Below are 11,326 nucleotides of genomic sequence, written 5' to 3'. Positions count from 1 at the left end.
GTTCTGTCTTGGCCGAGGCTTTAATTTATCTACCTTATCTTGCGCGGTCGTGCAGGCACGTAGTTCGGCCGCTGAACATCCCAAATCATCAGGCGTGAGAATGGCGACGGCGTACTGGGCACTTGAACCAGACTGCTCAACTTTCTCGATTAGGGTCCGAATGCCCCTGCTTGTTAAGACGCACCAGTGCCGCACTGGCGGGCATGCCCAATGTCAGAGTTCCTTGTTGGAGGTTCGACATGGCGTGTGCCTGCACTGCTTTCTTGAGTTCGTTGTGGACGGACTCCTTGAGGGCTACCGTGTCATACCTGAATTCAATATGACCGGCCGCGGAAAGTGCCTCGAGCAAGGGCTTGAGATTTTTCTCGTCCATGCCAAGGCGGCTTGCCAGCGTGGAGGTCTCAACTCCGCCCCAGTACTGGTCCCAACGTGCATAGAGATGCAGGAAGACTCGGAGTTCATCAGGGGGAAGATTTTTGAAGCTGTTCACGGCTGCCCCGTTAATCCGAAGTTTTGCCAATAGCCACGGTGGGTGCACAGCACCCACCCTACATGCGGTGACACCTACGGCTTCTCGATCAGCCGCACCATCTCGCGGACCGCCTTGCGCATGCCCACGAAGACCGCGCGGCTGATGATGCTGTGGCCGATGTTCAGTTCCGTCATGCCGGGAATGTCGGCAATGGGTGCGACGTTGACGTAATTCAGGCCGTGGCCGGCGTGGACGACAAGGCCCGCTTCCTGGGCGAGGCGCGCCGACTCCGAGACGTGCGCCAACTGCCGGTCACGCTCGGCGCCCGCCGGGGCGTTCGCGTACTCGCCTGTGTGGAACTCGACGGCCTCGGCCCCCGTCGCCGCATACGCCTCGACGTGAGCCGCCTCAGGGTCCACGAACAGGCTCACCACGATGCCGGCTTCCTGGAGTCGGCGGACGGCGTCGGCGACGCGCTTCTCGTCGCCGATGACCGGAAGGCCGCCTTCCGTCGTAATCTCCTCGCGCCCCTCGGGGACGAGCGTCGCCTGGTCGGGCCGGACGTCGCACGCGATGCCGATCATCTCCTCCGTGACGGCCATTTCGAGGTTCAGTTTGACCTGGACGGTTTCCCGGAGGAGCCTGAGGTCGCGGTCCTGGATGTGTCGGCGGTCTTCCCTCAGGTGCAGGGTGATGCACCGGGCGCCGCCGAGTTCGGCCTCGGCCGCGGCCCAGACGGGGTCGGGCTCGGCGCCTCGCCGCGCCTGGCGGAGCGTCGCCACGTGGTCGATGTTAACGCCCAAGTGCGGCATGGTGCGATTTCCTCGGGAGGCGGCCCGGCTTCCGGCTTCGTCCTGCGGACTACGCCGGGACAAGTCGCCGTGAAAGTCGCCGGGACTACGCCGGGGCAAAGCCCGGCGGCGTCTAGGCCTGGCGATAGCCCAGGGTCTCCATGACGCCGAGCAGTTCGGAGACCGAAATCCGCGGCAGGCCTCGCTCCAATTTGTAGGCGTCGATGGCGGCCCGCAGTTCGCTCTCGGGTTCGGCGACGCGTCTCAACGATCCGTCAGCGTTTATGGCGCTGTTTCCAGCGCATGTGCCGGATTTTGCTGCCGACTTTTCGCCGGCGTCGGGGCTTGCCCACGGCTGCTCCTCCTTGACCAACGACTTGACCGGTGATGATCCTTCAGACCGCCTTCTCTTTTACCCTTGGCGCACCGGCTTGTCAACGCCTTTAGAGGCTGTTTTGCTCGGTTGAAAACATGCCTTTGTTCTCCCTCTCCCCCCCGGCGGGACGTTCCGCTTGTGGGAGAGGGTAGGGTGAGGGGAAATTTAGGTTGTTGTGCGGCACTCACCCTCACCCCTGCCCCTCTCCCGTCAAGGGAGAGGGGGTTTATGATACAGGCTTTTAGCGCGGGTGTCGCCGCAGGAAGCGGCCTCCCGGCAGCGCGCGCGCCAGGCCCTTGAGTTCCAGGAGCGTTATGGCGCCGGCGGCCTGTGGGGCGTTGAGCCCCGCACGGGCCGCCAGCGTTTCCAGGGGCGCGGGGTCCCCGTTCAGCACCTCCATCAGTCGCGCTTCCTCGGCCGACAGGTTGGCCTTGAGTGTGAGGCCCGCTTGCCGCGGCGCGTCCTCGCCGGCCGCGGGCCCGACCTCCAAGTCGGGGAACTCGTCGAGGATGTCGGCGACGGATTCGACGAGTTTGGCCCCGTCGCGGATGAGGGCATGGACGCCCGCCGCTCCCGGCGCGTCCACCCGGTTGGGGACGGCGAAGACTTCCTTGCCGAGTTCCGCCGCCAGACGCGCCGTGATGAGCGAGCCGCTGCGGACGCCCGCCTCGACGACGACGACGCCCAGGCCGAGCCCCGCCAGGATCCGATTTCGCCGGGGAAAGTTCTCCGCCTGCGGCGCGGTCTCCATCGGAAACTCACTCACGAGGGCCCCTTGGGCGGCGACGGCGTCGGCCAGCCGACGGTTCTCCGGCGGATAGACCGTCGCCAGACCGTTGCCGAGCACCGCGATCGTCCGGCCTCCGGCGGCGAGGGCGCCGCGATGGGCGACCGAGTCGATCCCCCGCGCCAGGCCCGAGACGATGGTGAACCCGACCCGCGCGAGGCCCCCCGCGATCCGCTCCGCCTGGTCCTGGCCGTAGAGGCTGCACTTGCGCATGCCGACGACGCCGACCGCCTGGGCGTCCTCCGCCACAAGATTGCCTTTGACGTAAAGGGCGGGCGGGGCGTCTGTGAGGTACGTGAGCGCGATGGGATACGCGGCCTCGCCGCGGAAGACGAGTTGGACGCCGGCGGCGCGGGCCCGCTCGAGTTCCGCTTCGGGCTCGGCGAGGTCGAGGGACTCGCGGATCTTTTGGGCCGACTCCTCCCCGATGCCGGGCGTCTGGGCGAGTTCGCCGGCCGATGCCTCGGCGGCGGCCTCGGCGGAACCGAACCGTTCCACCAGGGCCGAAAAAAGACGCGGGCCGATGCCCGTCGCCAAATGGAGCCTGAGCGCGCTCAGCCGTTCCTGCTCGTCCACGGATTGCCCCCTAGAAACCACTTTGCTCTGTTGGAAACACGCTTCTTCTCTCCCTCTCCCATTGAGGGAGAGGGAGTATCAACGGATGTTTTCAACAGAGCAAAACCACAGGGCGGCACGGATTTCGTCGTCCGTGACGTCCTCGACGACGCGGACGGAGCCGATCGCCTCCGGCAGGATGAATCGCAGCCGGCCGGCCTCGCCCTTCTTGTCGTGCCGCATGATCGCCAGGCACCGCTCGGCGTCGGCGCCCGTCGGCAGGCTGACCGGGAGGCCGAACCTCGCGAGGAGCGCCTTCTGGCGTTCGACGACGGCGCGGCCGACGAGCCCTCGCCGTTCGGCCATCCGCGCCTCGGCCATCATACCGAGGGCGACCGCCCGGCCGTGCGTCAATCCGAGCAGCGTCTCGAGCGCGTGGCCGATCGTGTGGCCGTAGTTCAGGATCCGGCGAAGGTCGCTCTCGCGTTCGTCGGCCGCGACGATGTCGGCTTTGATGCGGACGTTGCACGCGACGACCGTCTCGAGGACCTCCGGGTCGCGCGCGAGGAGGGTTTCGGCGCGGCGTCCGAGTTCCTCGAAGAGACGGGCGTCGCGGATCATGGCGTGTTTGACCGTCTCGGCGAGACCGTTGCGGAGTTCCTCTTCCGGCAACGTGGCGAGGGTGGCGACGTCGCAGAGGACGGCCGAGGGCTGGTGAAACGCGCCGATGAGATTCTTGCACTCGGGATGATCGACGGCCGTCTTGCCGCCGACGCTCGCATCCACCTGCCCGAGGAGCGTGGTGGGGACGGCGACCCACGCGATGCCGCGCATGTAGGTGGCGGCGACGAAGCCCGCGAGGTCCGTCACGACCCCGCCGCCGAGCGCGACGACGACCGACCCGCGGTCGAGGCCCGCGCGGAGCATCCGATCGTAGAGTTCGCCCGCCCGGGCGAGCGCCTTGGAGCCTTCGCCCGGGGGGACGACGGTGCTCGTGGCCTCGAGCCGCGCGGCGCGGAGGCTCTCGAGGGCCGGCTCCAGGTAGAGGCCGGCGACGTTGGCGTCAGTGACCAGGGCCGCCTTGGGGCCCCTGGCCGCCGCCTTCGCCTCCCGGCCCACGGTCTTCAAGAGGCCCGGGCTGATCCGGACGGCGTAGGCGGATCCGGTGAGGCAGACGTTTACGGTTGGCATCGGTGGCGCTTCTCCCCATTCGCTTCAAGTAGAAGAAGACGATGAACAGAACGATGAGGCCGCCGCCCATGAAAGCGAGCGACGCGTAGGAGCCCAGAGAAAACATCAGGCTGCCGGGCGACGGGCCCTCGAACGGGCTCGCGCCGCCGACGTCCGGCTCGAGCCGCTGCGCGACCAGCATCGGCGCGTAGCCCACGCCCTTGGAGCCCTCGTACTTGCGGACCTTGTAGAAGTACCCTTTGACGCGGACCGCGTCGAACGCCTTGAAGTCGGGCATCGGGTCCTCGAGGACGACCACCGTGGCGACGGGGCGCTCCTGTTCCATCGGTCTCTCGCGGATCGTGCATGTGAACAGGCGCGGGATGTCCTTGGCGATGGCGACGACGGGCACGCGCCACGGGGCGACCGTCATGTACACGCCGCGCAGCGTCACGGGCTTGCCGCGGAAACTCGACGGCGTGCTCAGGAGTTGCGAGTAGGGGACCGTTTCCTCGTCGGGTTTCATGAGGTCCGCCGGCAGTTTGCTGACGACCGAGACGAGGGTGTAGAACGCCGGCTCGTCGTAGCCGAACGTCTCGTCCTTGACGTCGCCGAGGATCGTGTCGATCTTCTCGATCGGGACGTCGGCCGGGATCTCGAATCGTTTGAGGATCGGGAGTTCCCGGATTTCCTCGGGCGTGAGTTTTTTCGGCGTGGCCTCCTCGCCGGCCGGTTTCTCTTCAGGAGGTGCCGGGGCTTCAGCCCTTTCGGCCGGCGGCGTCTCGGCCGGGGCTTCCGCCCGCGCGGTCGGGGCCGACGCGATCGCCCAGCCGAGAACGATGCCGAGCACCGCGACGGCGATGCCGCCCAAGGCGACTCGTGCGGTTTCTTTCGGGTTCATGTGGCCTCCTCTCGCAATTCTAAGTGGGTGCCGCAGGCCGGTCAAAAGGAATCCCCATCGGCCTATCTCCCGCCAAGGCGCTGTTTCATAACCCCCTCTCCCTTGACGGGAGAGGGACGGGGTGAGGGTGAGAGAGACGAATATCCAACAAGGAACACTCAACCGCAGAATGACCAAGTGAAAAACGGCCCCGGCGCGCCGGGGCTCCGCACCGGGCGCCGTTGCCGCCTGCCCTCCGTAGCCCCGTCCGTTCGGGGCGAAGGAGAGTTCCCTTCCTCCTTCTGCGGTTGGGAGTTGGATATTTATTATTCGTCGTTTCTTCCCCCCTCACCCTACCCCTCTCCCACCAGGGGAGAGGGAATTGAAACAGCCGCCAATAGGAACGTGCGCGGGGCCGTTTCGTTGCGGACGAAAACCGCCGGGTCGAAAAAGACGCGTCCTCGGCTTTCGCCGAGGACGCGCGCCGGGGTTGAACCGCCCCTCTTCAGAGTCCCCAACCCCTCGCGGGACTGCCGAAGGCCGTCTCTGCCACTGCCCCCGCAACCGGGCTTTGTTCCCTCCGGCCACCCCATTATTCGCCTGCACCGGGCGGCCGGACAAGGGGGGGACAAATTTTTTTGCCAGCGCTGCCGCCAGCCGTCCCGGTAAGATAAGGGTGTCTCCAAGAGGGTCTTCCGTGGAGGAGCGTTGTGAGTCTGGACACCTACGAGTCCGCGCTTCGGTATCTTTTCACGGCCACGGATTATGAGAAGATGCAGCGCGTCCGCTACAACGCGGACACGTTCAGCCTGGACCGGATGGAAGCGCTTCTCGGGGCGCTGGGTTCGCCCGAGCGGCGTTTCCGAAGCGTTCAAGTCGCGGGGACGAAAGGCAAAGGCTCAACGGCGGCGATCCTGCACACGCTGGCGCTGGAGTGCGGCCTCAAGACGGGGCTCTACACCTCGCCGCATCTCGTGGACATCCGCGAACGGATCCGCGTTGGCCGCGACGACATCCCGGCCGAGGCCCTTCGCGCGCTCGTCGCCGACGCGCAGCCTCACGTCGACCGGATGCGCGCGGCCGGCGACGCGCCGACCTTCTTCGAGATCTTCACCGCGCTCGCCTTTCGCCATTTCGCCGACGAAGCCGTGGACCTGGCGATCGTCGAGGTCGGCCTGGGAGGCCGGCTCGACGCGACGAACGTCCTTCGGCCGGACGTGAGCGTTCTCACCTCCGTCAGCATCGACCACACGCACCAGTTGGGCGGGACGCTCGAGAAAATCGCCGCCGAGAAGGCCGGCATCATCAAGCCGGGCGTCCCGGTGGTCTCGCAGCCCCAGCGGCCGGAGGCGATGGCCGTCATCGAACGCGCCGCCCAGCGAGCCGGCGCCCCGCTCCTCACCGTCGGGCGGGATGTGACCTACACGTGGGCGCCGGTCCAAGGGACCGGCATCCGCCTCGCGGTCCGCACGCCGCACGCCGCCTACGACGACCTTTTCCTCCCGCTCCTGGGGGAACACCAGGCGGTGAACGCGGCGACGGCGATCGCGGCCGCAGAGCACGCGCCCTCGCTGGCCGAACGCCTCACGCCCGAGCGCGTCCGCGCGGCCCTTCTCGCCGTTCGCTGGCCCGGGCGGATGGAACTCGTTCCCGGCCGGCCGGACATGCTCCTCGACGGAGCGCACAACCGCGCGAGCATGGAGCGGCTGATGGAAGGCCTCGCGCAGCACTTTCCCGGGCGGCCCCTGGTCTTCGTTTTCGCCTCCGCCGCTGACAAGGACATCGAGGGGATGCTGGCGGTCCTCGCCGAGACGGGGGGCGGGGCGCCGGTCGTCTTCACGCGGACCGAGAATCCGCGGGCGGCGGACCCGGCGGACCTGGCAGCGCGGTTTCAGGAGCGCGGCGGGCGCGGAGCCGAGACGGCCCCGGACACGGCCTCGGCGCTGGAGGCGGCCCGAAAAAGGGTGGCCCGCGGCGGCCTAGTAGTCGTCTGCGGGTCGCTGTACCTCGTTGGAGAAGCGAAGAAGGCCGGTTCCAGACATAACCAATTGTCGCCAAAGGGTTTACACAAGCCGCCACTCGTACTTTGACAATTCTGCTGGATTGTTTTTCCAATTTTGCCGAAAACAGTTGACAAACAAGTCTTTTTGTTTTACAATTCCCAGGCAGTTGTTTGACAATAGTTCGGTGAGCGCTTGGCAGGAAACGGCTCATGCAAAAGGGAAAGACAAGCAAGATCAGGGAGTTCTTGGTGCGGGCTGTGGCCGATGGCCAGCGGTCGCCCACTAGTCTGGCAGCCAAGCACTTCGGAATAACCCGCCAGGCGGCCAACTGGCACCTGCGAAATCTGGTGAAGGAAGGGCTAGTTGTCGCCAGCGGGCGAACGCGCGCCCGAACTTACGGCTTAGTCGCAATCGTCGAAAAAGAACATACCGTTCCTCTTGGTCCGCACGTTGAAGAGCACCGGGTCTGGAAAAATTGCTTTTCCGTTGCGCTGGCCGATATGTCACAAAACGTCTTGGAGATTTGCGAATACGGCCTTACAGAGATTCTGAACAACGCGAAAGATCACTCCGGGGGAAGTGTGGCTAAAGTGAGCCTGAGGATCACCGCAGCCGATATACAAATCACCGTGCGCGATGACGGAATAGGAATCTTCCGCAAGATCAAGGAAGGGTTAGGCCTGAGCGACGAACGAGAGGCCATTCTGGAATTGGCGAAGGGGAAAATCACAACCGACCCCTCGCGCCACACAGGCGAGGGCGTTTTCTTCACAAGTCGCGTGTTTGATGAGTTCCGCATTCTGTCGCGCCATTTGTTTTTCTCCCACAAGGATATGCGCGACGATTGGCTTGTTGAGGCCCTTGAGTCGGAAGACGAAGGAACCTTCGTCGTGATGAGAATAGACCGTGCTTCCGCACGAACCATGAAAGATGTATATGATCGTTACGCCTCGGAGGCGAACGACTTTGCTTTTACCCGAACGCACGTGGCAGTGCGTCTGTTGCGAATAGGCAAGGAGAGCCTGGTTTCACGATCGCAGGCGAAACGGTTGTTGGCTCGCTTCGACCGTTTTGAAGAAGTGGTGCTCGACTTTGATGGAATCAACAGCATTGGCCAGGCTTTCGCCGACGAGATCTTCAGGGTCTTTCAAAATGAGCATCCGGAGGTTCGTCTCATCCCGGTTAACGAGAGTCCGGAAGTTGCCCGAATGATTCAGAGAGCAACGGGCTCTTAGGATTCGCCAGCACCGCAGTGGCGCCCAGCCGCAAGTCCACGGCCCCGATTTTATCTTTCGCCGAAGACTTCGGCCTCGAAGCGATAGACGGTCACGTCTGGCCATTTCCACGCATCGGGCGGAAGTCCCGCCTTCATCGAGGCGCACTGCGACAGGAACTCTTCCTTCGACCATCCCGTCTCGGTGGCCACCTGGGGCAGGAAACAGCCGGACCCATACGGGCCGTCGATCGAGATGCCGTGGCGACCCAGTTCGATTTCCTTCAAGGGGTCGCGGGTTTTTTCGATGGGCGACAGAACGGAGATTTCGATGTCGATGTCCGCCAGTTCCCCCGCGCTGATGGGGTTGGAGAGGAATCGCGGATCGCGGCAGGCGGCGGCGGCCATCTGCTGGACGGTCTCCAAGAGGGGCTTCGGGCTCTCGAAGGTGCCGATGCAGCCGCGGAGGCGCCCGTGGTTCTTCAGCGTGACGAACGCGCCGCCGGGCGCCTGGAGCGCGGGGCTCTCGGTGGCGGCGCGCGGCACGGGTTGGCCGTTCAGAAGGGCCGTCAGCGCCCGTCGCGCGAGGTCCAGAAGCGTTTTCCGTTCGCGTTCGCTCATCATGGCATTTCCCCGATCCTAGGCTCTGTCTGATAAATCCAGAATGTTCTCGGGTGGCGGCCCCGCCCCGGCGGGTAAACTTCCTAGGCCGCCACCGCCTTCCGTGCCATGCGCGGTGGCCCGCACCTTCGCCCTTCGGGCTACGGCGGGCAGGCTGGGAAGGCCACCGCGCGATTTATCAGACAGAGCCTAGTGCCGAAGGTACCGCAGTGCGAACACCACCGCGAGCACAACCGCATCGGCCGAAAAAGGACGGAGGCAATGAGGTAGGTCACCGGGTGGACTCCCGAGAAGCCCGCGAGCCACGAACAGACGTTGTACGGCACGGGAGTAAGGGCGGCAACGGCCACCGTCCAGAACCCGTATTGGCGCAGCAGGTCCAGCGCCTGCTGGGCGCTGTCCCCCTGACCGAGCCACCCCATGATCTCGACGACGCGTTGCTGGCCGACGGCCAGGCCGAGGAGCATGGCGGTGGCGCCGCCCACGACGCTCCAGAAGGTGCAGACGGCCGCCCAGCGGAAACTGCTCTTGGGGCGGCCCATGCACAGGGCAATCAAGAGGACGTCGGCGGGGACGGGGAAGAAGATCGCCTCCGTGTAGGCCAGCAGGGCCATGGCCTTGCCGGCGTGGCGCGTCTCGGCCCAGTGGAGGACCCACTCGTAGAGCCGCCGCACGGGCCGCATCATCCGGGCTGTCCAGTGCGCCTGGACCTCCTCCCGGATGATCTCGTCCGTGACGCCCGTTTCGGGAGTCCGGTTTTTATTCGGGCTGTCCAAGAGGTGTTTCCTTCGCACGGGGTTGTTGGTGCCGCGCGGCAAGGGCGTTCACGCCCCTTGGCGCCACCTGAGTCTAGAGTCCGCGCCTGGCCGGAGCAAGGCAAAAGGGCCCCTGTCCTCCGGTGTCGGTCAGCCCGCCGGGCCGGCCGAGGACGGTTGACAGGCCCGCCGGCAGACTATAGCATAATAGTGCGTTCTTCCTCAGGGGGAGATGGTGAAGGTCGGATTGTCATGCCGACAAAGGCCGTGTTTAAGTTGCGGGGGTGGTTGGCGGCGCTACCCGTCGTCGTCGCTTTCTTGTGTTCCTACGGCGAACTTGAGAATGACACAACGACTTGGGCGATCGGCGGAGCGTTGTTTCTGGCGGCGATGGCGGTTCGGATATGGGCCCAGTGCCATCTGCACTATCGTCTGAGTGGTCACAAGGTCCTCACCGTGACTGGGCCGTACCGCTATAGCCGCAATCCGATTTACCTGGCGAACACGGCGATGATCGCGGCGTTGGTATGGTTGATGGAGGTCCCTTGGCTGATGGTTCCTACGGTGATTTGGTGCGCGCTCGTTTACTCGGTAGTCGTTCGTTACGAGGAGAGTCGCCTGTCGGCCAACTTCGGCGAGCGCTACCGGTGTTACATGCAGACGGTTCCCCGGTGGTTCGGCCTGCGGGACACGCGGGCCGGCGACGGCGCCCAGGCCGGTCGTTGGCTTCAGGGTGCCCTTTGGGTTGAAGTCCACTGCCTGTTGTTCCTCATCCTTCCTGCGCTCAAGGAACTGGTGGTCTGACGGCATTCGCGATCCGTCTCCCCCTCCCATCCTGCCCGGGCGCTCGGGGTGTTCGCCGGTCCAAAGGCAAGGTCAAACCCGAGAGCCGCGTTGACTTTCCCACCCCGGCCGGTTTATCATGTAGGCAGAGGCACCGCGCCGGACAGGAGACGAGGCCGTTGGCTTCGCATCTCTACGAGCCGGCAGGGGCGGTCATCATGCTCGAGACGGCACCATTGGACGCCGGACTGACGGTCCAGGCCCCGGCCAAGGTGAACCTGACGCTGCGGGTTCTCGGCCGCCGGCCCGACGGGTATCACGACCTGGAAAGCGTCGTGGCGGCCGTCACGCTGTTCGACGTGCTGGAGTTTCGCGCGTCGGACGACCTTCATCTCGCGTGCGAAGGAATCCCCGTTTCCGCCGGCGAGGACAATCTGGTGCTCCGCGCCGCCCGGTTGCTGCGGACCGAGAGCGGGACGCGCGCGGGCGCGCGGGTGCGCCTGGAGAAACGGATTCCGCCCGGCCGGGGGTTCGGCGGCGGGTCGGCGGACGCGGCCGCGACGCTCGTCGCCCTGAGCGCGCTGTGGGGTCTAAATCTCGCGCGCGAGGACCTGGCGCGCCTGGGGGCGAGCATCGGAAGCGACGTGCCGTTCTTCTTCGGCTCGCCCGTGGCGATCCTGCGCGGGCGCGGGGAACAGCTGGAGGCGGTGCGGGCGCGGTCGCCGTGGTGGCTTGCGCTCGCCTGGCCGGACTATGGCCTGGCGACGGTCGACGTGTATGCGGCGCTGGACCGCCTGGCGGAAAGCGTGAACGGCCGGCCGGAGGCGACCGCCATTCTCGAGGCCCTGGAAGGTCCGGCGTCGGGGGCGGCGGCTTTGCTCGTGAATGACCTCGAGGGGGCGGCCCGGCGCGTCCGATTA

12 protein-coding genes are annotated in these 11,326 nt (G+C 65.7%); 4 read left to right on the top strand and 8 right to left on the bottom strand.

Annotated elements, in window-relative coordinates; translation table 11 throughout:
- Positions 1 to 136 precede the first annotated feature (136 nt).
- The 6 genes from NTX40_05980 to NTX40_05955 form a co-directional block, all read right to left on the bottom strand.
- A complete protein-coding gene (locus tag NTX40_05980; GenBank protein ID MCX5648631.1) occupies positions 137 to 490 on the bottom strand; it encodes a hypothetical protein in 354 nt (117 codons plus the stop codon).
- A 74-nt stretch (positions 491 to 564) separates the two neighbouring features.
- A complete protein-coding gene (locus tag NTX40_05975; protein MCX5648630.1) occupies positions 565 to 1,284 on the bottom strand; it encodes a pyridoxine 5'-phosphate synthase in 720 nt (239 codons plus the stop codon).
- Positions 1,285 to 1,396: 112 nt separating this feature from the next.
- A complete protein-coding gene (locus NTX40_05970; protein ID MCX5648629.1) occupies positions 1,397 to 1,531 on the bottom strand; it encodes a hypothetical protein in 135 nt (44 codons plus the stop codon).
- A gap of 349 nt (positions 1,532 to 1,880) precedes the next feature.
- Positions 1,881 to 3,002, bottom strand: coding sequence for a DNA-processing protein DprA (dprA, locus tag NTX40_05965; GenBank protein MCX5648628.1), 1,122 nt, complete (start codon positions 3,000 to 3,002; stop codon positions 1,881 to 1,883).
- A 78-nt stretch (positions 3,003 to 3,080) separates the two neighbouring features.
- The gene (gene aroB, locus NTX40_05960; protein MCX5648627.1) at positions 3,081 to 4,124 is read right to left on the bottom strand and encodes a 3-dehydroquinate synthase; all 1,044 of its coding nucleotides are present in this window, start codon (positions 4,122 to 4,124) and stop codon (positions 3,081 to 3,083) included.
- Positions 4,045 to 5,052 (bottom strand): hypothetical protein, encoded by a 1,008-nt coding sequence (locus tag NTX40_05955; GenBank protein ID MCX5648626.1) that lies wholly within the window; start codon positions 5,050 to 5,052, stop codon positions 4,045 to 4,047. Before NTX40_05955 ends, aroB begins: the two co-directional genes overlap by 80 nt.
- Positions 5,053 to 5,741: 689 nt before the next feature.
- Between NTX40_05955 and NTX40_05950 the strand changes: the two genes are divergently transcribed.
- Both NTX40_05950 and NTX40_05945 read left to right on the top strand, forming a co-directional pair.
- On the top strand, positions 5,742 to 7,121 hold the full coding sequence (locus NTX40_05950) for a bifunctional folylpolyglutamate synthase/dihydrofolate synthase (GenBank protein ID MCX5648625.1): 1,380 nt from the start codon (positions 5,742 to 5,744) through the stop codon (positions 7,119 to 7,121).
- 122 nt (positions 7,122 to 7,243) lie between these two features.
- Positions 7,244 to 8,269 carry a DUF4325 domain-containing protein gene (locus NTX40_05945; protein MCX5648624.1) on the top strand — a complete coding sequence of 342 codons (1,026 nt, stop codon included), beginning with the start codon at positions 7,244 to 7,246 and terminating at the stop codon, positions 8,267 to 8,269.
- Between the two features lie 50 nt (positions 8,270 to 8,319).
- Here NTX40_05945 and amrA read toward each other — a convergent pair whose 3' ends face one another.
- Positions 8,320 to 8,871 carry an AmmeMemoRadiSam system protein A gene (gene amrA, locus NTX40_05940; GenBank protein ID MCX5648623.1) on the bottom strand — a complete coding sequence of 184 codons (552 nt, stop codon included), beginning with the start codon at positions 8,869 to 8,871 and terminating at the stop codon, positions 8,320 to 8,322.
- Between the two features lie 137 nt (positions 8,872 to 9,008).
- The gene (locus NTX40_05935) at positions 9,009 to 9,644 is read right to left on the bottom strand and encodes a hypothetical protein (protein ID MCX5648622.1); all 636 of its coding nucleotides are present in this window, start codon (positions 9,642 to 9,644) and stop codon (positions 9,009 to 9,011) included.
- 231 nt (positions 9,645 to 9,875) lie between these two features.
- On the opposite strand from NTX40_05935, the gene NTX40_05930 reads away from it, so the two are divergent.
- Positions 9,876 to 10,427: an isoprenylcysteine carboxylmethyltransferase family protein gene (locus tag NTX40_05930; GenBank protein ID MCX5648621.1), complete on the top strand. Its 552-nt coding sequence runs from the start codon at positions 9,876 to 9,878 to the stop codon at positions 10,425 to 10,427.
- A gap of 158 nt (positions 10,428 to 10,585) precedes the next feature.
- Positions 10,586 to 11,326 (top strand): 4-(cytidine 5'-diphospho)-2-C-methyl-D-erythritol kinase (ispE, locus tag NTX40_05925; GenBank protein MCX5648620.1); only part of this gene is annotated, 741 nt, incomplete at its 3' end.

Source organism: Planctomycetota bacterium, assembly GCA_026387035.1.
Classification (GTDB): Bacteria; Planctomycetota; Phycisphaerae; order FEN-1346; family FEN-1346; genus JAPLMM01.
Note: the sequence above shows the minus strand (reverse complement) of the source record. Positions and strands in the feature narration are given on the sequence as shown.

Coding starts and splice junctions, on each gene's coding strand:
- NTX40_05955 (MCX5648626.1), bottom strand. CDS start 5,052: ATGAACCCGAAAGAAACCGCACGAGTCGCCTTGGGCGGCATCGCCGTC.
- amrA (MCX5648623.1), bottom strand. CDS start 8,871: ATGATGAGCGAACGCGAACGGAAAACGCTTCTGGACCTCGCGCGACGG.
- NTX40_05945 (MCX5648624.1), top strand. CDS start 7,244: ATGCAAAAGGGAAAGACAAGCAAGATCAGGGAGTTCTTGGTGCGGGCT.
- NTX40_05975 (MCX5648630.1), bottom strand. CDS start 1,284: ATGCCGCACTTGGGCGTTAACATCGACCACGTGGCGACGCTCCGCCAG.
- NTX40_05930 (MCX5648621.1), top strand. CDS start 9,876: ATGCCGACAAAGGCCGTGTTTAAGTTGCGGGGGTGGTTGGCGGCGCTA.